17 protein-coding genes and 1 pseudogene are annotated in these 19,254 nt (G+C 61.7%); 7 read left to right on the forward strand and 11 right to left on the reverse strand.

Annotation, left to right across the window (positions count from 1 at the left end; all coding sequences use genetic code 11):
* Positions 1 to 75: 75 nt before the first annotated feature.
* Together AC5ZFO_RS22960 and AC5ZFO_RS22965 are read right to left on the reverse strand one after the other, a co-directional pair.
* Positions 76 to 1,398 (reverse strand): epoxide hydrolase family protein, encoded by a 1,323-nt coding sequence (locus tag AC5ZFO_RS22960; RefSeq protein ID WP_496122571.1) that lies wholly within the window; start codon positions 1,396 to 1,398, stop codon positions 76 to 78.
* 548 nt (positions 1,399 to 1,946) lie between these two features.
* A complete protein-coding gene (locus AC5ZFO_RS22965) occupies positions 1,947 to 3,527 on the reverse strand; it encodes a winged helix-turn-helix domain-containing tetratricopeptide repeat protein (protein ID WP_496122572.1) in 1,581 nt (526 codons plus the stop codon).
* 338 nt (positions 3,528 to 3,865) lie between these two features.
* On the opposite strand from AC5ZFO_RS22965, the gene AC5ZFO_RS22970 reads away from it, so the two are divergent.
* Entirely contained in the window at positions 3,866 to 4,870 is a 1,005-nt protein-coding gene (locus AC5ZFO_RS22970; RefSeq protein ID WP_496122573.1) for an ABC transporter substrate-binding protein, read from the forward strand.
* Positions 4,871 to 5,054: 184 nt separating this feature from the next.
* Here the strand turns inward: AC5ZFO_RS22970 and AC5ZFO_RS22975 are convergent, their stop codons facing one another.
* The 3 genes from AC5ZFO_RS22975 to AC5ZFO_RS22985 form a co-directional block, all read right to left on the reverse strand.
* On the reverse strand, positions 5,055 to 5,591 hold the full coding sequence (locus AC5ZFO_RS22975; RefSeq protein WP_282520385.1) for a hypothetical protein: 537 nt from the start codon (positions 5,589 to 5,591) through the stop codon (positions 5,055 to 5,057).
* Positions 5,592 to 6,345: 754 nt separating this feature from the next.
* Complete coding sequence (locus AC5ZFO_RS22980) at positions 6,346 to 6,564, reverse strand: DUF1127 domain-containing protein (protein WP_404979739.1); 219 nt, start codon at positions 6,562 to 6,564, stop codon at positions 6,346 to 6,348.
* 320 nt (positions 6,565 to 6,884) lie between these two features.
* Entirely contained in the window at positions 6,885 to 8,555 is a 1,671-nt protein-coding gene (locus AC5ZFO_RS22985; protein ID WP_282520384.1) for a glycoside hydrolase family 17 protein, read from the reverse strand.
* A 475-nt stretch (positions 8,556 to 9,030) separates the two neighbouring features.
* On the opposite strand from AC5ZFO_RS22985, the pseudogene AC5ZFO_RS22990 reads away from it, so the two are divergent.
* Positions 9,031 to 9,228 (forward strand): annotated as a pseudogene (locus tag AC5ZFO_RS22990) (4Fe-4S dicluster domain-containing protein); the annotation flags it as partial.
* A 33-nt stretch (positions 9,229 to 9,261) separates the two neighbouring features.
* Positions 9,262 to 10,347, forward strand: a complete 1,086-nt coding sequence (locus AC5ZFO_RS22995; protein WP_496122581.1) for a heterodisulfide reductase-related iron-sulfur binding cluster — start codon at positions 9,262 to 9,264, stop codon at positions 10,345 to 10,347.
* Positions 10,348 to 10,550: 203 nt separating this feature from the next.
* Here AC5ZFO_RS22995 and AC5ZFO_RS23000 read toward each other — a convergent pair whose 3' ends face one another.
* A complete protein-coding gene (locus AC5ZFO_RS23000; protein WP_282520382.1) occupies positions 10,551 to 10,967 on the reverse strand; it encodes an SRPBCC family protein in 417 nt (138 codons plus the stop codon).
* A gap of 308 nt (positions 10,968 to 11,275) precedes the next feature.
* Between AC5ZFO_RS23000 and AC5ZFO_RS23005 the strand changes: the two genes are divergently transcribed.
* Together AC5ZFO_RS23005 and AC5ZFO_RS23010 are read left to right on the forward strand one after the other, a co-directional pair.
* Positions 11,276 to 11,485 carry a hypothetical protein gene (locus AC5ZFO_RS23005; RefSeq protein WP_282520381.1) on the forward strand — a complete coding sequence of 70 codons (210 nt, stop codon included), beginning with the start codon at positions 11,276 to 11,278 and terminating at the stop codon, positions 11,483 to 11,485.
* A gap of 84 nt (positions 11,486 to 11,569) precedes the next feature.
* Positions 11,570 to 11,860: a hypothetical protein gene (locus tag AC5ZFO_RS23010; RefSeq protein WP_282520380.1), complete on the forward strand. Its 291-nt coding sequence runs from the start codon at positions 11,570 to 11,572 to the stop codon at positions 11,858 to 11,860.
* Positions 11,861 to 11,919: 59 nt separating this feature from the next.
* Here AC5ZFO_RS23010 and AC5ZFO_RS23015 read toward each other — a convergent pair whose 3' ends face one another.
* From AC5ZFO_RS23015 to AC5ZFO_RS23025, 3 genes are read right to left on the reverse strand one after another with little or no spacing between them, the layout of a single operon-like run.
* Positions 11,920 to 12,936 (reverse strand): methyltransferase, encoded by a 1,017-nt coding sequence (locus AC5ZFO_RS23015; protein WP_496122574.1) that lies wholly within the window; start codon positions 12,934 to 12,936, stop codon positions 11,920 to 11,922.
* 24 nt (positions 12,937 to 12,960) lie between these two features.
* Positions 12,961 to 13,935, reverse strand: a complete 975-nt coding sequence (locus AC5ZFO_RS23020; RefSeq protein WP_282520378.1) for a Bug family tripartite tricarboxylate transporter substrate binding protein — start codon at positions 13,933 to 13,935, stop codon at positions 12,961 to 12,963.
* 46 nt (positions 13,936 to 13,981) lie between these two features.
* Positions 13,982 to 14,899, reverse strand: coding sequence for a DUF1127 domain-containing protein (locus AC5ZFO_RS23025; RefSeq protein ID WP_306664289.1), 918 nt, complete (start codon positions 14,897 to 14,899; stop codon positions 13,982 to 13,984).
* 417 nt (positions 14,900 to 15,316) lie between these two features.
* On the opposite strand from AC5ZFO_RS23025, the gene AC5ZFO_RS23030 reads away from it, so the two are divergent.
* Both AC5ZFO_RS23030 and AC5ZFO_RS23035 read left to right on the forward strand, forming a co-directional pair.
* On the forward strand, positions 15,317 to 16,432 hold the full coding sequence (locus AC5ZFO_RS23030; RefSeq protein WP_306664288.1) for a winged helix-turn-helix domain-containing protein: 1,116 nt from the start codon (positions 15,317 to 15,319) through the stop codon (positions 16,430 to 16,432).
* Between the two features lie 159 nt (positions 16,433 to 16,591).
* Positions 16,592 to 17,812 carry an MFS transporter gene (locus AC5ZFO_RS23035; protein ID WP_282520377.1) on the forward strand — a complete coding sequence of 407 codons (1,221 nt, stop codon included), beginning with the start codon at positions 16,592 to 16,594 and terminating at the stop codon, positions 17,810 to 17,812.
* A gap of 135 nt (positions 17,813 to 17,947) precedes the next feature.
* On the opposite strand, the gene AC5ZFO_RS23040 is transcribed toward AC5ZFO_RS23035, so the two are convergent.
* Positions 17,948 to 18,367 carry a RidA family protein gene (locus AC5ZFO_RS23040; RefSeq protein WP_282520376.1) on the reverse strand — a complete coding sequence of 140 codons (420 nt, stop codon included), beginning with the start codon at positions 18,365 to 18,367 and terminating at the stop codon, positions 17,948 to 17,950.
* A 104-nt stretch (positions 18,368 to 18,471) separates the two neighbouring features.
* Complete coding sequence (locus tag AC5ZFO_RS23045; protein WP_282520375.1) at positions 18,472 to 19,161, reverse strand: aspartate/glutamate racemase family protein; 690 nt, start codon at positions 19,159 to 19,161, stop codon at positions 18,472 to 18,474.
* Between the last annotated feature and the right edge of the window lie 93 nt (positions 19,162 to 19,254).

Consider the following 19,254-nt stretch of genomic DNA (forward strand, 5'->3'; position numbering starts at 1 on the left):
GGAGATGGCGCGGTGTGCGCTGACCTACAATCTGACGCGCGTGCTCAACATCGTCGGCGTCGAGCCTCTGGTCCGTTATTTGCGCAATGATCGGAAGGCTGCGCATACCTCATCTGAAAACAGCTTCGGCTCCTCCCAGGCGGCGAAATGTCCGCCACGTTCGACCTCGCTGAAGTAGGCGAGGCCGGGATACATAATCTCGACCCAACTTCGGGGCGCAGCAAAGATTTCGCCGGGGAACGTCGTAAATCCCACGGGAACCGCGACCGCTGGAGGAGACTTGCCGGCCGCACGAATTGCGGCCTGTCCGGCCTCCCAGTACCACCGTGCGGCCGAGGCCCCAGTGCCCATCAGCCAGTACAGCGTGATGTTGTCGAGGATGCTGTCCCGGGTGAGACTGCCCGCGGGCATACCCTCCACGAACGCTCGGGAAATCTTGTAGTAGCTGTCCGTGTCATGGTCGAGCATCCAGCTCGCGAGCCCGAGGGGTGAATCCAGCAGGGAGTAGCCGATCGTCTGTGGCCGCGTCGACTGCTCCAGGAAGTAGCCAAAGCCACTCGCCCTAAACGTCGCGGCTGCCTTCTGCGCCGCGCGTTCCTTCTCGGATTCTGCGGGCAGCTTGTCGGACATTGCCGCCACACCCGCGAGCAAGTTGACGTGGATGCCGAGAAGTCCCTTGGGTGCCTGGCGCCCCATCGCATCCGTTACTGCGGCTCCTACGTCGCCACCCTGGGCGACGTAGCGCGTGTAGCCGAGGCGATCCATCAGCATCGCCCACGCACGCGCGATGCGGGCGGTGTCCCAGCCGAGTTCGGTCGGCTCACCCGAGAAGCCGTAGCCAGGCAAGGACGGCAGCACCAGGTGAAATGCATCGTCGGGAGTGCCACCATACTTGGTCGGGTCAGTCAGGGGACCGACGGTATCGAGGAGTTCGATGACCGAGCCAGGCCAGCCGTGCGTCGTGATCAGCGGCAGCGCGTTCTCATGCCGGGACTTGACGTGGATGAAATGGATCTTCACCCCGTCGATCACGGTCGTGAACTGTGGCAGCGCGTTCAGCCGTGCCTCGCACTTGCGCCAGTCATACTCAGTCGACCAGTAGCGGGCGAGCGCTCGCAGCGTCGCCAGCTGCACACCCTGCGACCGATCCTCAACGAGCTCTTTGGTGGGCCAGCGCGTGGACGCGAGGCGCCGGCGGAGATTAGCGAGGTCTTCACCCCGGACATTGATGCGGAAGGGAAGAATTGCGTCGGCTTTGGTCGTACCAAGCGGGGACCCTCCTTGCTTCGATTGCGCGCGTGCGGCGACGAAATGTATTGGAAGCAAGCTGACGGCACCAGTTGCTGCTGACCCTGCGAGGAGGCTTCGCCGGGTGGGTGAGGAGGAGATTGCAGTCATGTTAGGCCTCCTTGTCTACAAGCCCGCTCCTAGACCAGTGAACTGCGATGCGTCGGCCAGCTTCGAACTTTAAAAATGATTGCAGCTGTGCCTAGGGCCAAGCGTATGAGCGACTATTCGGATGATACTGCCCAGTGACCGTGCTACGAACGGTATATAACAGGGACCGTGCTACAAGCAGTATATAGTAGAATCCACCCACCATCTGATGACGTTGGGGGCAATATCTTTCGAAGAGATTGCCGCCTTGGGCTGCGCTGGGCCACCCAAGCGTTACGCATGGTCGCCTCAAATAAATGACGTCGAGTATTTGGAGACTCAATAGTCACCCGCTTTCCTAAGCGGCAGTGTCGCTTCGGGACTGATCTCAAGTATCGTGCAACGCGTTTTCGGTTCTGGCCCAAGCGGACCCAGCATGGGGCGCGCGGGAAGTCCGGTTCTGGCCCATCAGCGAAGTGGCGACACCTTTCATTGAGGTCCGCTTGGTGGGGCGGAGCGGACTGACTTTGCTCACTCTGAGTTCTTCGCCTTTTGCCTCATCGCCGGCATCACCCCTCCGGTACTCCGGCGATGTACAATCCCCTAACCAAGCGCCTGGCTCCTGCAACGAAATTCGCGTCGCCGCGCACTGGAACGTTTCTGACGCGACGGATCGTAAATGTTGGATCAAGTGCAAGTCCGGTTTTGGCGGCCACTTGCGCCTCGTCCGGCCTCCCAAGAAGCGCGAGCGCTGCAGCGTACCCGAAATGCAGCAGCGGATAGTTTCGGTTGGCCTCGATTCCTCGGGCACACCAAGCGGCCGCTTCAGCGTCTGCTGCGATCTGGAGCTTGGCAAAGCCCGCCGTATTCATCCATCGGAAGGCGGAGATATCGCGAGGGGAAAGGCGCAGTGCTTCGTTGACGTGGAACTCGGTATCCGCACCGCAACCCATATAAAATTTGGCCTGACCCATCATCTCGTGAGCGTCAGCCAAATTGCGATCCAGGGCCAAGGCTCGCTCGCACTCAGCCACGCCTTGGGCCGTCCGGTTCGTATAGATGAGCACCGTGGCCAAGGTGAAATGAGCCCAGGCATGGTCCGGAGCGAGGCGGAGCGCCTCCAGCACCATGGTCTCTGCCGCTGCCAAATACGGAGGCCCGTTGTCTTTCAAGAACGCCGCGACAAGCACTGTCTCGACCAACGCTCTCCAACTCATGGCGTCAACATTTTGCGGATCAGTCGCCAGAGCCCGTTCAAAAGAATTGCGGGCTTCTGTCAAATTCTCGAGTGTCACCCCCCTATTGCAAGAATGGCGGCCTTGGAAATAGAGATCCATGGCATCGGGATTCAACGTTCTCGCCGCGCGACGCGCCTCGGCCACGATGAGCTGGTTGTCTAAGGTCCGCGCAATCCTGGCTACGATTTCGTCCTGCATATCGAGCAGATCGGCGAACGGCTTGTCGAAGCGGTCGGCCCACAGATGATTGCCCGTCGTCGCGTCGATCAATTGAACATTCACCCGGAGACGATTATCACAACGCTGCACCGAGCCTTCAAGCGCGTAGCGAACATTCAACTCACGACCAATCTGCCTGACATCGACCGATTTGCCTTTGTAGGTGAACGCGGTGTGTTGGCCGATAACAAATGAGCCACTGATGCGTGACAAATCCGTGGTGAGGCTCCCGGTTACACCATCGACAAAGTAGTCCTGCTCGGGGGCGCTGCTGAGATTGACGAAGGGCAACACAACGATGGAAGGGCGAGGTGGTGAAAGCGACCTCTGTGCTGCATCATCGTTCTGCGCCACATCGCCAAGGGGGACGGTTATGGGCCTTTGCGCCTCCTGCACCGCGCCAACGAAGCGGAAACCCTTGCGGGGCATCGTCTTGATCAGGCGCTGTTTCTCGCCCGTGTCGCCAATTGCGCTGCGAGCTGCATTCATGCGCGTCGTGAGCGCGGCATCCGAGACGATGCGACCACTCCAGACAGCACCGAGGAGGTCGTCCTTGCTGACAACCCGCTCCCTGTTGCGAATGAGGTATAGGAGCAAGTCAAACGTTTGTGGCGCAGTCGCAATCAGCTCGGTTCCGCAGCGCAGCTCGCGCTGGTCCGTGTCCAATGCGTAATCCTCGAAGAGATAGCGCACGGCCGTCTTCTCCGCCCGATAGACCTCATTTCATCGCAAACACGCTCATCGCAGAACGACGCCAAGAATAGGCCGGAGACGAGAGAAAAGTAAGCTGTTCGTTCAGAGATGACCGACGGCGGCCGATATGGAGCGGCTAGGCACTTCCGCTCGTGCCCCATCGCTTCCGTTGACGCGGTGCAGCTATATCGGGTGATGGCGGCAGAGCGGAAGTTTGCCCCTGAGCGCCAAACCGACGCTTTTGACCCAACCCGGACATCGCAGAGCCACCTTTGATTTTCAGTATCGCCTCTTAGACGCTAAGATGCGTTGACCTAGACTCTAGCTAGGGGGCGAACATGAGGCGGCGTGCTTTTCTCGGTGCCGTTTGTGGTGCGGTAGCATTGCCGCGGCTGGCTGCGGCGGCGGAGAGCGCCAAGAAGAAACGTCTTGCTATTTTCGTGCCGTCAGAGCCGAGCGCGGACTGGCACGAGCTTAGCGGGAAAAGGTATCCTCGAGCCCTCTTCGCCGAGCTGCGACGGTTGGGACAGATCGAGGGACAAAACCTCAAAGTCGAAAGTTATGGACGAGAGCAAAACACGTCCGGCCTCGAGGCCTTGGCGATGGAAATCGTTAGCAGCAACCCGGACGTCATTCTCCTCGGTGGTCCTGGCGCACTCATCTTCAAAAAACTGACATCGCGTATTCCAATCGTAACAATAACTGCCGACCCCGTTCGACTGGGGATTGCCGAAAGTCTGGCTCGCCCGGGCGGAAATTTCACGGGAGCCAGCATCGACGCCGGTCCATCAATTCATGGAAAGCGAATTGCACTGCTGCGCGAAATCTTTCCTTCAATATCAAAACTTGGCTTGCTCGCTCTTCACATCCAATACAGCGGGCTCGTCAAGGGTTCGCCTATCCCCGCAGCGGCCCAGGAGGCTGGCCTACCTATCGCGGTGTCGCTACTGGATGTTGGTGCTCAAGAAAATGACTGGCGGGCAGCGATAGCGAGCCTTTCCGGCGAAGGCGCAAATGCAGTCATGGTGGTCGACTCCCCTGAAACTTTTCAAAACAGCGCTTTGATCGCCAAGTTGCTGACCGACGCGAGACTTCCGGCGATTTTCGCGTTCACCGAATCCGTCGAAGCCGGGGGCCTAATGGCCTACTCCTTTGATCTAGTCGAATTGTATAAGCGCGCTGCCAACAACATCGACGCAATTTTCCGCGGAGCAAAAGCTGGCGATATTCCATTCTACCAAGTGACCAAATTCGATCTGTCCATCAACTTGAAGACGGCCAGGCAGCTGGGCCTTTCCGTCTCTCCTGCACTCTCGGCCAGTGCCGACAAGGTCATCGAGTGAACAGGTCCGGTTATGGCCCGCGGGTGACATGCCGGTGCAGTCTGACGATTTCCGTTCACAGGGGTAGACCGGAAGAAAGCAGCACGCGGCCATAGCATACGCGATTGACCCGAAGGCGACATACGGCAAGCTTCAACTTCGGGACGTCAACCCCTATTGGCCAATGGTAGTTCGACCGCGAAGATTACTGAACCTGCCTCAAGTAGGCTTCAACCTCGCGCAGGTCGTTCTGCGGAGGAAATGACAGGAGAGCCTGGGACGGACTGCACCACGGATAGGGAAGCGAAGATAGCCAGCGCATCACGCCATCGAGTTCGGCGCCCGATAAGACTTTCATGACTTCAATGGTGATCACCAGCCTCACCACTTTTCCGTGCTCGTTGAAATGCCAGTCGTAACGCCCGCACCCAACGCGCAGCGGTTGCCCGCTGGCCTTAGCGGACATCCCCACCAACCAATGGCACTGAAAGCGCGCTCGGTCAGTCTCGGAAGGCTGCGACAGGCAGAACGTGTAGATGTTCTCGTATTCGATCCCAAAACGACGCACCAGAATTTCTTCCACGGCGTTCAAGCCGGAAGCCGTGTTGGGGAACGAAATGGCGTCGGTCTTGACCACCATTTCGAGTGCAACGTCTTCAGAGAACGCCTGCCTCATCAAGAACGGTCGGTTGCCGTCCTTGGCCAAGATGTAGGTTCTTACGGCTTCGGCAGGTGTGGGCATGGTGCCTCAGGCTAGCACACTCAGGCTACGAACGGGAATGTCCGCTTCTGACCCATCAGCGAAGTGGCGACACCTTTCATTGAGGTCCGCTTGCTGGGGTAGAGCGGACTGACTTTGCTCACTCTGAGTTCTTCGCATTTTGACCCAGACCGGACCACCCGTTCGCCGCGCAGGCATTGGGCTTAGGCTCGACTGGTCCTCGCGCTAGTTTGAAGGACCTCGTATTGCCAGACGGAGCGGTCGTCCCCATCGTATAGTGATCAGAAACCGCCAGCCACGAAAAGACCAGACTACTGGCGATTGCCGCGCTTGCGCCGCCTGCTTGGGCGGAAGGGCGCAATGGTCAAACGCGAGCCAGGGCGAGCCCCTGGTACGGTATTGCAATCATCCCTCGACCATGGCCGATGAGTGCCGGTCATGCCAGTCCCGTGGATTATCGAAGAGCTGATCTATGGCCAAAGGCATTCTTGTCATCGTTGCTATTCTCGCAATTTCTACTTCTGGCGCTTTGGCCGCACAGAGGACCCATCATGGCCACGCGTCGCCTGCGCCGTCGCCGAGCGAGGGGTCGAGGGGGCTGAGCCCATATGCTGTGGGCCCAGGTAATTCCAACGACCGCGACATGTACATCAAGAACCTGCGCGACTCCGGGTATAATCCGGAGAACAACTTCAACAGGTTCGGGAACGTGCAGGCAGTACCTTATGGGGGCGGCTAAACCTCGAATCCCCTTAACCCGGCCCGGCTGCCGTTGCTAGGCCCGCCAAAACGGCTTTTCGAACTCGTGCGCGATGTCGCTCCGGGAGACGCGGATATCGTGCAGGTCGGGCTCGGTCCAGCGTGCGAGTTCCCGGCGATCGCGATAACGCTGCCGCCAGAGATGAAGGGTCGCGCCAACGCTGGCCCAAACCTCGTAGAGGTTGACGAGAGCCTCGATATCAGCGGAGATCAGGCGTGTTGAAGCAAACTTCACAGCTTTATCTCCCCCTATAAGTTCGGGAGGACTGTATCGCTGTGCTACTGACAGCATACTGTCAGCAGCGGGTAGCATCTCTGGCCCGAGGAACGGAGATGCCCCGGCTTCGGCTGGCAATCACTTTGCGTCATGTCTTCTTGGGAAGTCCGATGTTGGCCCATCGCGACAATTGTGGGAGGCTTGCCGAGGTCCCCTGTCAGAGGCGGAGCGGACTTGATTTGCTCACGGCAGTATTACTGCTCGACACCCATACTTTGAGGAGCACTCCGAGTTCTTCGCATTTTGACCGAAAACGGAAGTCGGCCGGCCAGGTTTTCTCAAGCGCGCGCCCGCCACAGCGTAACCGCAAGCAGCATATAGGCGGCACAAGTCCACAGCGACTGCCAATTGGCCGGTCCTTCGCTCAGCGCCGCATAGATGGCTGCCACCAGGAATACGCCGGCAAATATCGCTTCCGCCATGGGGCGGATTCCTTTCTTCGGGCGATTGAGCTGCGTCATAGCCGCAAAAGGGACCGCCGCCATAGTGAGGGCCGCAAAGGGAAAATCCCTTTCGCGCGGGTCGAACATAAAGCCCAGCGCGGTCGCCGTGCCGATCACGATGGTTACGATCAGGATCAATCCGTGCATGATCGCCAGCCCCGATGGGGTCCGGTAGTCCTTCGGACCCAGCAATTCCAGAAATGTGGGCGGTGCGCGCCCGGACATCAAGGCGTTGGCGCCGAACAGCGGCGAGGCAGTTGCCGCCACCAGAAGTGCGCCCCACAGAAGCCAGCTGCCCGCGTCGTTGCTTTCATAGAACATCTTTTGAGCGGCCACTCCAAACAGGACTCCGGCGGTGGTTGCCGATATTCCGACCGCAAGCCATGAGACGAGCCGGGGCGGCGAGAGCTTCCGGCGCGAGGTCAGCCATGCAGCGCCGAACACCAGGATCGCGAGCGCCATTCCGCCGCTCATTTGCAGTTTCCAGAGCGGATAATTGCTGACGGGGATGCCGGGCGGATATTTCAGCGCGCGCTGCGCGGAATCGAATAAGCCCCACGATCCGCCGACGGTGCCCTCGAACTGATGCTTCCACAATTCATCATACGCCTCGAACAGGTTGACGCGGAAATGCTCGCGCCGGGCAAGATCGAGGACCTCAGAGATCACTCGCGCCTGATTGGTGCGCGATGGCAGCGCCGAATCGCGCATCCGCCCTTCGCTCGGCCAACCTGTTTCTCCAATCAGGATTTCCTTGCCCGGAAACGCCGACGCTACCTGCTTTCGGACGGCGTCGACGTGAGCAGCGGCAGATTTCGCCGGGACCGGGACATTTTCCCAATATGGCAGGATATGAACGGTGACGAAATCGACCGCGTCATCGAGCTCCCGATAGCGCAGCCAGTACTCCCAGACGTCGGAATAGGTGACGGGGACCGGCACTTGTGCCTTGACCGAGCGGATCAAGGCAGCAAGGTCGGAAGGCGTCATCTTCCGATGCAACAGAACCTCATTGCCGACCACGAGTGCGGTGATGGTTTCCGGATATTGCCGGGCGAGGCGTATGCCCGTGGATATCTGCGTCGCGTTCTTCTGTCGGTCCCTATCGAGCCAAATTCCCTGAATGACTTTCAGCCCCACCGTGGACGCAAGTTCGGGGATCTGATCGAGACCAAGATCCGTCGCATAGGTACGGATACAGTGGGTTATCCTGGCAAGTTGGGCGAGATCTTCCGCGATCTGGTCCCGCGGCACCGGTGTCGGCGACTCCGACGTTTGGTTGTTGCGGAAGGGCGCGTAGGATATGCATTGCAGTTTGGCATTCGGATCGATCGGTGCGCGCGCCAAGTTGATCGGTATGGCCAGCCACCACCACACCGCGGCGATCGCACCCAGGGATATGATGAGAAGCGCCAGAGGCGTGCGAGGCGAAATAGTTCGACCCTCCAACGTAGAGATCGTCGGTCCACCGGCATGTTGTCGTGACCCGACAACAACAGAAATCATCGTCCGCCGGTACCTGCCTGACCTGTGAAAGCTGGTGCCGGAGCGTCCGTGCCGCAAGAGGCGAGCCAACATCCAACGAGGGCCTTAGGGCTACCGCAGGGCGGGTAGAAATAATCTTCCCCATCTCCCGAGATGGCCTTCCGGGACCGGCAGCAGAGCGGCCTTGCTCTGGCGGTCGCCGTGCCGGCCAACGAACGTCGCCTGTCGGCCCGAATACGAAGTCCAGGTCGGTCACGGGTGGTCCGTTAGTAAGGGCACACCGACAGCGGGCTCACCCAGCGCGTAGCAGACGCGTTGCCTCGAAGGCGACAAATCCCGATTGCGGCCTGCTCGTGTACAGCCCGCCAATTGTGGGCTAGGTTCCGGCGCTGTCGTGTGCCGCACATAGCTGATCCTCCAGCAGGCCTGGGAGTTGGTCATGCAGCCGATGAACGAGGTCCCCTTCGAGACGTCCCTGGCTGAATATGCCGGAAACATGCTCGACGCCTGTACGCGATGCGGGAAATGCGTCGAGGCTTGTCCGAGTGTCGAGCCGGCCGGCATCTCGAGGACGACAAAGTCCGAAGACATCATCGGCGGCATTCTCGAACTGGTCCGTACCGGCAACGGCCCGGAAGCGTCGCGCAAATGGGCGCAGTCCTGCATGCGGAGCGGGGCATGCATCAAGGCGTGCGCCTATGGCGTCAATCCGCGCTTCCTGCTGAGCATGGCGCGGCTTGGCATCGCAAAGTCGGACAATGAGCTTGCCGAACGGCGCCGGCGGGGTGTCGAGAAGTACCGCGACGGCAGTCGTGGTGTGAACGTGCTTTCGCGCCTGCAACTCGACGCGGACGTGCTCGAACGACTGGGTCAGAGTTCGGCGTCGGTCGCCACGCCCGTTGAGACGCCGGATTTCGTGTTTTACACCGGCTGCAATGTGCTCAAGACGCCGCACATCGCCTTGCTTGCCCTCGATATCATGGACGCGCTCGGCGTCAGTTACCAGGTGATGGGCGGACCGAGCCATTGTTGCGGCATTCTCCAGCTCAAGTCTGGCGACGCAGAGATGGCCGGTCGCATGGGATCGAGTACGATGGAAAAGCTGTCGCACTCGAACTCGGGGCATGTGATCTCCTGGTGCCCGTCGTGCTACGTCCAGTACACGGAGACCATCCTGCCAACGGTGGAGCGACAGCAGGGGTCGCGCCCGTTCGAGATGAGCCCATTCATGCGCTTTCTCGACGACCGGCTGGCGCAGCTCAAGCCGCACCTTCAGCGCAGGGTCGAAATGCGGGTCGCGCTGCACAAGCATCCCGGCGTGGCCGGCGTCGTGGAAGCCGCCGCTGAAATCTTGACGGCGGTACCCGGTATCGAACTGATCGATCTGAACCAGCCGGCGGTGGGTTTGCAGAGCGTGGATGTCGGCGTGCTTCCAAACTTCAAGCGCGAATTGCAACTCATGGAGCTTGAGGCGGCGCGCGATGCAGGTGTCGATGCACTGGTCGCGGTCTATCATTCCGACCATCGCGAACTGTGCGCGCACGAGCGCGACTGGCCATTCCGTATCGTAAATATCCTTGAAGTGGTCGGCGAAAGCATGGGCCTGCATCGGCACGATCGCTACAAAGAGCTCAAGATCCTGCAGGACGCCGACCAGATCGTCGCCGACTGTAGCGACCTGATCGCAAAGCACTCGCTTGATCCCGGCAATGCGCGTGACATGGTGGTGAGGGTGTTGCTTGGCGACCAGCCGCTTCCCCTAAAGCGTGGCGCGCCCCCAGAGACGCGCGCGGGGGGTGTGGCGCCGTCGTAGCAGCTTGACGTCGCCTGTTGGCCCGTTGCGTCGGTGAGCGCAACGCAGCGGCATGTCCGGATCCCGGTGTAAACCGGAGGTCGCCGGCTGAGGGGTCTCACCCGAAGCCGGCTATTCCTTGACTGTTCAGTTTCCGTCAGATGCTCCGCGCGGAAAGCCGACGACGCCCGCCGGGGACATCCATCTCCTGCCCCCGCACGGCTTCACGACGTCTTCTGCTTCGCCTGCACGTGTTGTGCGAACTTGTCGAGGATGGCCTGCCAGCCGCCCTGCTGCTGCTCGACCGAGTGCGTCGTTTCAGCATCGAAGACGACGCGGACGACGACGCCCTTCGCCCCGGGCACGAACTCGACTTCGGCCTTGCGATCGCCGAATGCATATTCGATCAGCTTGTGTTCGACGATCGTCGTGTAAGTCCCGGCGAAGTCAAAGCCCATGCTGCCGTCCTTGGCCTCCATGCGCGACGAGAAGAGCCCGCCTTCGCGCAGGTCAACCGTCGCCTTGGTCGTATGCCAGTCGTCGGACGGGGCGTTCCACTCCACGATGTCAGCAGGTGTCGTATAGGCACGCCAGACCTGATCGATGGGGGCTGCGACGGTGGTTTCGACGGTAATCCTCATGAACATGAGCTCCTGGTTCGATTTTCGAGGTGACGGCATCACTGACGTGTGCGGGGTCGATCCAAGGACGATCGAGACTGGTCCATGCCGACACGGTCGAGCCGTCAAAGCGTTGAAAACACAAAAAAGTCAAAACGTCTGTTGGCCACCCACCAGCGGCCGCGAACAAATCGGGGATGAGGGTCACATTTGTCGGCTGGATCTAGAGCCCGCTGTTTCGATTGAACCCGACCCGGGCTCGACGACACTATCTCCCTGCGTCCTGAACCGCCCCGCCCATCCGTGGGCGATAAGGGGGAGTGTCTGTCATGCGAAAGCGAAACTGGCGATTGATTGCCGCGGGCTCGGTGCTGCTGGTGCTCGCCGTCCTGTTCTTCCTCTCGATGCGGGACATGACGCCGTGGTCCAATGATCCTGCCGCCCTGATGCGCACGGTCGGAGAGATCTCGGGCGCTGTCGGCGGCATCAGCCTCGTCATGATCGTCTTCGGTCTGATCGGCAGGAAAGCGCCGGTCTGACCAACGTCGTCCCGGAAGGCCCGACCACGGCGGTATCACGCCTGCGCGATGACAGGGAATAGCAGGTCCTCGATGCAAATCTGAATGTCTGAACCGCACATGCAGGGCGGGATGCATTTGGAGACACCTATGATCACCTCAAGGATGCTGATTGTGGTCACGATCGTATCGACGATGGGCGCAGCTTCGGCGCAACCCTTCCACCCGTCGCTGCCTGGAAAGGAAACGACCACCAGGCCGTGGACGGCCCCGGTCGGTCACCGCCAGCCCCACGCCTCCGACGTGCCTTCGGCAGGTTTGGGATCGCTGGAATTCCTCGACCAAGAGGATGCCAACGTCGATCGCAAGATCTCCGGCGTCTGCCGGGGCTGCTGATCGAAGCAGCGCCAAGGCCTGATGGGATCAGATTCGACTGCCGTCCCAACGGACGGCAGTCAGTGTCCGACCTTTCGGAATTCGACCAGGCTGAACGAGCCGATACCGCTGGTCCAGACGAAGGCGAAGCCGGCCAGGACGCCAAGCCTGCGGTACTCGGCTTCCGTCCGCTCGCGGCCGCCAGGTCCCCTCAGCATATTGAGGTCGCTCATGACGCAGGACCGGTCCTGAGTCTCGGTCGTCGCGGGTTCCGGCATGATCCGTTCGATCACGATCAACGTTCCGCTGGCCGGCAGCGCGTCCCGGCAGTTGCGCAGAATGAGCTCGCAACGATCGTCTTTCCAATTGTGCAGGATGCTCTTCATCAGGATCGTGTCGGCGCCGCCCGGGATCTTCTCGAAGAAACTGCCGGCGACGAACCGGCAGCGATCGGCGATGCCAAGCCGATCAAAATGCGCATACGCTCCTGCCTCGCAGCGCGCGAGGTCGAAGGCGATGCCCTCGAGATGCGGGTTGTGCTGGAGCACGCCGCCGATCAATTCGCCGGTACCGCCACCGAGATCCATGACAACGCGCGCGGTCGCGAAGTCGTGGGCCGCGACGATCCTTGGAACGATGCTCCGCGTCAGGCTGACCATCGCGGCGTTGAAGCGGCGGGTGAATTCCGGCGCATTGCTCGTCGCCGCATAGCGATCGTCGCCATCGCCGCGCAGCTCGCCCGCGCTCTTGCCCGAGCGAACCGACTCGACCAGTCCGATCCAGGATTGCGCGAGCATCTCGCCCTCGAAGAGAACCCAATCCTTGAAGGAGGGGTCGGCGGTCTCGTCGAGCTGCCGGCCGAGCTCGGTCATGGCAAAGCGGTCGCGGTCGGGCTGCCTGCACAGGCCAAGTGTCGTCAGGCCAACCAGCAATCTGCGCAGCGCGCTTTCATCGGCGGACACCAGCCGGGCGAGCTCGGCCACCGATTTCGCCTCATCGCCGATGGTCTCGGCGAGATTGAGCTTCGCCGCCGCATAGATCACCGCGGTGATGCGATGCGACTGCACGAGATCATGCACGGATGCCGGCCCGCTCATGTGTTGCCTCCTGTCAATGCTACTTCAATCGGTCGGGACGAACCCCGTTGCCTGCACGATCGCCTTCCACCGGTCGGATTCGGATGCGATCAGCCGGGCGAAGTCTTCCATGGCGATCGCGTCGGGCTCGACGGCCAGCTTTGCCATGCCGGCCTTGACCTCGTCAGTGCGCAAGGCCGCCTGGATCGCGGTGTTGAGCTTATCGACGATCGGCGCCGGCGTCTTCGCCGGAACGTAGAACGCAAACCATGTGAGGTCCTCGAGCGACGGATATCCGGCCTCCCGCACCGTCGGCACCGCCGGAACAAACGGGCTGCGGCGCGGTCCGGTGGTCGCCAGCGCGCGAAGATCGCCGGACTGGACGAGTCCGAGCGAGCTGCCGATCGGCATGACGGTCGCGGCAATCACGCCCTTGACCAGATCCTGAATCGCACCACCGCCCTGATAGGACACGTGAAGAAAATCGAAGCCAGCGGTGCGGCCCAGCATCGCACCGAGAAAATGCAGCGTGGTTCCGGCGCCCGGCGAGCCAAAGGTGGCTTGCTTCGGATTGGCGCGGCACCAGGCCACGAAGTCCGCCAGCGTCTTGACGTCGGCCGGTACCCTGGGACCGACCGTCAGCAAGGTCGGGGTCGAGGCGACAGTCGATACAGGTGTGAAATCCCGCGGATGGTATCTCAGCGTCTTGTAGACGTGCGGAAAGAACATCATGAAGCCGAGCGGCGCGAACAGCATGACCGACCCGTCGGCGTCGGCGCTCTTCACCGCCTCCACCGCGATGCGCCCGCCCGCGCCCGGCCGGGTCTCGACCACGATGGTTTCGGCATAGCCGCTCATCTGGCCGGCCACGAGCCGCGCCAACCCATCCTGCAGCCCGGGCGTGAAGCCGGTCAGGATATGCGCGGTTCTCGCGATCGGCTGCGCGAGAGCCCGCGGTGAAATATGCGTAGCGGCGAACGCGGCAGCGGCCGCCGAAAACACATCACGACGCGTGATCATCACCCGTCTCCCTGATCGAGCCCAGACCAAATGAGATCGCGGCATGCTACCTGGCCATCGCTGCGGTCTCCGGAGCCATGGATGTCTTGGGCCGCACGAACACGAAACGGGATATCGCAGATATCTGCGCGTCCTCACGGCCATCCTGGCCGATCAGGATGAGGCCTGCTCCGCCGTTCGCTACCGTCAGGACGACCGCTTCACCCGCCCACGTCCCGATGGGCTCCATCCCGATGGTGAGAAATTCACCGATCGGCTGGTCCAAATACTGGAGCCTCAGCTGGGGCGCGATTTCGGCGGGCGCCAGCGCAAGACCGAGCTGTTGCGCACGCAGATAGATCGACCGCAGCGAAGCCTCGCCTTGAAAGCCGAGCTCGGCAACCGACACGGCAACAAGCTCAACCTCCGCCCTCTTGCGACTTAGGGTAAAGGCCGGTCGAGCGAGTATCTCATCGGCCGCGTTTCCGAGGCCGCATCCCATTGCACTCATCGCGCTGCGAAGAGCGAAAGTATCCGTGAATGTTCCTATCCGGATCGTCTTCCACACCAGGATATCTGCAGCGGAGCTGACCGGAATCTCCGATCTGGGAGCCGGCGGATCGACCTTGACCGCCAGCTGTCTCCGCAAAACATCCTGCGCCGTGCATTGAGCCTCGGTGCGATTGACCGAAATCAAGCTGAAGAGGTTGACGAGCAACCAGATCGCAAGCGCACTAGCAATGCGCCAGGGTGCCGGACGATCGGGCTTTGCGCGGCCCTGCTGCAAGGCAATGTAATCAATCTCGGCGCGCGTCGCGCCGATATCCATCAGCTCCCGATCGCTGAGGGCACAGAGAGCGGTTTGTACCTTCAGCCGTCTTCGGCGCTTCTGCCATGCGCTCCAGACCCGCAGGAAAAGGCTGGTGGCTTGCTGCAGGGATGTGGCAGTCCGTCGCATCTGCGTAGAGCCGTAGATGATGCTCATCGGCGATTTCCCTTCCCTCTCCTGGTGGCAGGCTGTCAGGACTTCGCCGCGCACGCTTGACGTGCGGCTTACATTTTCCTTACCGACGGCTTATTTTTTTGGCCCAACCCGTGCAGAGGCAGCGTCATCCGGCGGATGTGTGTCTGCAGGAGTGGCAAGTTGCGCCATCTCATTGATGACTACATGCTCGACACAGATCGGGGAGCCATGGCTGATGCGCATTTTCTGGCGGGCCGCTATGACGCGGTAGCATCATGCGCTGCGAGAGCGGGCCTTCCGGAAAAGCACGGCTCTGCCACCCCCTGACGGGGTGGATCGATGTTCGCGGCTTACATTTTCGCGACCGAAGGCTTATTGTCTACGGATAATTGCCCCCGCGCCCTCGGAGGATAGAGGGCAGGCTTGGAGAATGGTGCCATGCGCTATTTCTTCGAGGACTGTGCGTTGGACACCGAGCGGCGCGAATTGCGGCGCGGGCTCGATGTGGTGCCCACGACACCCCAGGTTCTCGATCTGCTCGAACATCTGATCCGCAGCAGGGATCGCGTCGTCAGCAAGGACGATCTCGTCAACGCGATTTGGAATGGCCGGATCGTATCCGATGCGGCGCTGACGACCCGGCTGAACGCCGTCCGGCGCGCGATCGGTGACTCCGGTCAGCAACAACGTCTTATCAAGACATTTCCACGAAAGGGCTTTCGTTTCGTGGGCGCCGTGCACGATGAGGATCGGCAACCAGGAACCGCGGCAGCAGTTGCGGTCCCGGTTGCCGCTTCAAACGCTGTTGGCGAACGGCGATCCGCCGGCCGGCTGGAGGACCTCAGAGGCCGTTTCAGGCTCGTCGGCAGCGTGCTGGCGTCGGTCGCCGCCATCGGCGCAATTGCCGGTGGCGTTGCCGGATACTGGAATGCCTGGAAGACGGTCCGTACCGACGCACAACGGGAAGCTCAAAATATCCAGGCACAGCCGACAGTCAGGCCCGAGATCGCGCCTCGCCTCTCTCTCGTGGTGTTGCCTTTCGCCAGCCTCAACGACGGTCCGGCGCAGGACTCCTTTGCCGACTCCGTCTCGACAAGCTTGACGACTGACCTCGCGCGAACGCCCGCCACTCTCGTTGTTGGACGCGACACCGCCTTGACCTACAAGAAGAAGGTGATCGATTTGCAGCAGCTCGGGACGGATCTCCGCGTCCGCTGGGCCGTGCGGGGCGCGGTGAGACGCAACGGAGACCAGGTGCGGGTCAACGTATCTCTGACCGACCTTCAGACCGCCCGCGACATCTGGTCGGATCGGTTCGACGGCGACCTCGCAAACCTGGCCGTCCTGCAAGATACCATCGCGGCGCGGCTTCTCTGCGTCGCACACTTGCACCTCCGTCAATATGAGGAAGCCCTCCAACAGTGCAGCCGCTCCCTCAATATGACCGGCACGGATGTTGACGCCTATATGAGCCTGATCTCGGCTTACGGGTGGCCGGGGCAAATGGACCTGGCACGCGGGGGCAGCGAAACTGCGGCACAAAACACCTCCTAAGTCGACGTTGCGGCGGCCCATGGCGCGCGCCAATGCTCAAGGCGCCGCAAGGTAACGAGCTCTGTACCCGCGCATTGCGCGTAACCTTGCCCTCCGCCGACAGATGGGCCACCATCCCCGCGCGCACCATCAACAAGAGCAAAAGCGCAGAGGAAACGCATGAGCAAGCCGTCAGGGTTCGACTATGGCTGGGTCGTGGTCGCCGCGGGAGCGCTGATGACCTGCGTCGGCTTCGGCACGATGCTGTCGCTTGCGGTCTTCCTGCAGCCGATCTCCGAAGCGATGGGCTGGTCGCGCGCCGGCGTGTCGGCGGCGGCGACGCTGGATTTCCTCTGCATGGGCGTTGCCGCGTTCTTCTGGGGCACGCTGTCGGATCGATTTGGCACCCGCATCGTGGTGCTTGCCGGAAGCCTGCTGCTGGGCCTCGGTCTCGTCACCGCGAGCCAGGCGACCAGCCTGTGGCAATTCCAGCTGTTCTTCGGCGTGCTGATCGGCGTCGCCGCCGGCAGCTTCTACGCGCCGATGATGGCACTCGCGAGCGCCTGGATCGAAAAGAACCGCAGCCTCGCGGTGGCACTGGTCTCCGCCGGCATGGGCGTGTCGCCGGTGACGATCGCGCCGACCGCAAGCTGGCTGATCACGGCCTATGACTGGCGCACCGCGATGCTGGTGATCGGCATCGCCGCATGGGCGCTGCTGATCCCGGCCTGCTTCCTGGTGCGGCCGGCGCCGCAAGCGACTGGCCCGGCAAGCACCGACGCGGCACCGGCGATCGAGCTGACCGCGGCGCAGGCGCTGCGCACGCCGCAATTCATCGCGCTCGCAGCCGCGCATTTCGCCTGCTGCGCGGCGCATTCCGGTCCGATCTTCCACATGGTGTCCTATGCGATGGTGTGCGGCATCGCCCCGCTCACCGCGGTGACGGTCTACAGCGTCGCCGGCGTCTCAGGGCTCGGCGGACGGCTGCTGCTGGGCGCGGCTGCCGATCGCATCGGCGCCAAGCCCGTGCTGGTCGGCGGCCTGTTCGTGCAGGCGATGTGCATCGCGACCTATCTCGCGGTGGCGCAACTCGGCGAATTCTACGCGCTCTCGGTCGTGTTCGGCCTCGCCTATGGCGGGGTGATGCCGCTCTATGCGGTGCTGGTCCGCGAGTACTTCGGCGCGCGCATCATGGGCACCGTGTTCGGCGCGGTGTCGGCCTTTGCCAGCCTCGGCATGGCGCTCGGTCCATGGGCCGGCGGGCTCGTGTTCGACAATTTCCAGCAATACACATGGCTGCACGCCGGCTCCTTCGCGATCGGGCTCGCCGCCGTCGCGGTGGCGCTGAGTTTTCCGACAAGACGCAGGCAGCCGTTCGACCTTGGCCGCGCTGCGGCCTGACGAGGTCACGCAGGAACACACTGCAACGCTCAGGCCGCGACGCTCGAGCTGCTTCCGATGCAGGACGTCTGATGCCGCCGGTCCAAAATTCGTAGGATGGGCAGAGCGAAGCGAAGCCTATCCTGCGAACTGCCATCAGCCGCTTCGCGCAAGGAAAACCGCAGAAGGCTCCACCTCGATGAGGAACTCGTCCCTGGCGAGGCTTGGCACTCCAATCCAGGTGGTACACGGCGGGTTATCGCCGAACGCCGCTTTGAGAGCATCGCCGATGGCCTTGCCCTCGTGCATGTGGCTTTGCCTGATGTAGAGCCGCAATGCACCGACCTGATCGAGTTTCGCACCAACCGACGCCAGCGCAACGCCAAGATTTTCGAGGCTCTTGCCGAGTTGAAGACCGACGTCGCCGGCGCCAACGACGTTCTGATCTGCGTCCCAAGCAACCTGGCCGGACACATACACGATGTCACCGAACGGTGTGGGGACGGTAGCAACCTGCGCGAAACCGTAGCGCAAGCTATCGAAGATTCCGCTAGGAACATGCATCGTTCGGCTCATGAGAGCTCCCTTGGCCAGCCCGTCAGTCAGCGGACGCTGACACCAATAGAGCAGAAAGCCGGCAGGGAGAAAATCGACCTGTCGAGCGTCCGCCGGGACCACCCTCACCCGATCGCGAAATCGGCCGCCGTCTCCGCATGGATCGCCGTCGTGTCGAACGTCTCGACCGACGTGTCGTGCGCGCCGACCAGCATCGTGATCTCGGTGCAGCCGAGGATGATGCATTCGGCGCCCGCGGCGACGAGTGCGGCCATCACCTCCTGATAGCGGCGGCGCGAGGAAGCGGTGACGTTGCCGAGGCATAGCTCGTCGTAGATGATGCGGTTCACGTCAGCCCGCGCATCCGCCGGCGGAACGAGGACATCGAGGCCGTGGGCGCGCAGCCGGTCGATGTAGAAATCTTCCTCCATCGTGAATTTCGTGCCGAGAAGCCCGACTCGCCGGTATCCCCTTGACCGGATGCGTTCCGCCGTTGCGTCGCCGATGTGAATGAAGGGAATGGTCAGCTTCGCAACGATGTCGGGCGCAAGCTTGTGCATCGTGTTCGTGCACAGCACGATCGCGCGCGCACCGCCGCTTTCGAGCCGCCGCGCGACTTCGGCAAGGCTGGCCGCGGCCTCGTCCCAGCGGCCGGCATATTGCATCTCCTTGATCGCCTGGAAGTCGTAGGAATACATCAGCAACGGGGCCGAATGCAGCTTGCCGACGCGATCGCGGACGCGCTCGTTGATGAGCTTGTAGTAGAGCGCGGTGCTCTCCCAGCTCATGCCTCCGATCAGGCCAATCGTCTGCATTCCGGCATCTCCACAAATTGCGCGCGCAAATCGTAGACGAAGACGCCGACGCCCGCCATCGCGATCGAAGCGCAATCCGGGTTCGTCGCCACG

This window comes from Bradyrhizobium sp. Unk1 (assembly GCF_059512345.1).

What these genes read in the sequence shown, in the direction of transcription:
- AC5ZFO_RS23005 (WP_282520381.1), top strand. Translation starts at nt 11,276, where the DNA reads ATGCGAAAGCGAAACTGGCGATTGATTGCCGCGGGCTCGGTGCTGCTG.
- AC5ZFO_RS23025 (WP_306664289.1), bottom strand. Translation starts at nt 14,899, where the DNA reads ATGAGCATCATCTACGGCTCTACGCAGATGCGACGGACTGCCACATCC.
- AC5ZFO_RS22995 (WP_496122581.1), top strand. Translation starts at nt 9,262, where the DNA reads ATGGCGCGGCTTGGCATCGCAAAGTCGGACAATGAGCTTGCCGAACGG.
- AC5ZFO_RS22970 (WP_496122573.1), top strand. Translation starts at nt 3,866, where the DNA reads ATGAGGCGGCGTGCTTTTCTCGGTGCCGTTTGTGGTGCGGTAGCATTG.
- AC5ZFO_RS23030 (WP_306664288.1), top strand. Translation starts at nt 15,317, where the DNA reads ATGCGCTATTTCTTCGAGGACTGTGCGTTGGACACCGAGCGGCGCGAA.
- AC5ZFO_RS23010 (WP_282520380.1), top strand. Translation starts at nt 11,570, where the DNA reads ATGTCTGAACCGCACATGCAGGGCGGGATGCATTTGGAGACACCTATG.
- AC5ZFO_RS23015 (WP_496122574.1), bottom strand. Translation starts at nt 12,936, where the DNA reads ATGAGCGGGCCGGCATCCGTGCATGATCTCGTGCAGTCGCATCGCATC.
- AC5ZFO_RS23000 (WP_282520382.1), bottom strand. Translation starts at nt 10,967, where the DNA reads ATGAGGATTACCGTCGAAACCACCGTCGCAGCCCCCATCGATCAGGTC.
- AC5ZFO_RS23035 (WP_282520377.1), top strand. Translation starts at nt 16,592, where the DNA reads ATGAGCAAGCCGTCAGGGTTCGACTATGGCTGGGTCGTGGTCGCCGCG.
- AC5ZFO_RS22960 (WP_496122571.1), bottom strand. Translation starts at nt 1,398, where the DNA reads ATGACTGCAATCTCCTCCTCACCCACCCGGCGAAGCCTCCTCGCAGGG.
- AC5ZFO_RS22985 (WP_282520384.1), bottom strand. Translation starts at nt 8,555, where the DNA reads ATGATTTCTGTTGTTGTCGGGTCACGACAACATGCCGGTGGACCGACG.
- AC5ZFO_RS23045 (WP_282520375.1), bottom strand. Translation starts at nt 19,161, where the DNA reads ATGCAGACGATTGGCCTGATCGGAGGCATGAGCTGGGAGAGCACCGCG.
- AC5ZFO_RS23040 (WP_282520376.1), bottom strand. Translation starts at nt 18,367, where the DNA reads ATGAGCCGAACGATGCATGTTCCTAGCGGAATCTTCGATAGCTTGCGC.
- AC5ZFO_RS22975 (WP_282520385.1), bottom strand. Translation starts at nt 5,591, where the DNA reads ATGCCCACACCTGCCGAAGCCGTAAGAACCTACATCTTGGCCAAGGAC.
- AC5ZFO_RS23020 (WP_282520378.1), bottom strand. Translation starts at nt 13,935, where the DNA reads ATGATCACGCGTCGTGATGTGTTTTCGGCGGCCGCTGCCGCGTTCGCC.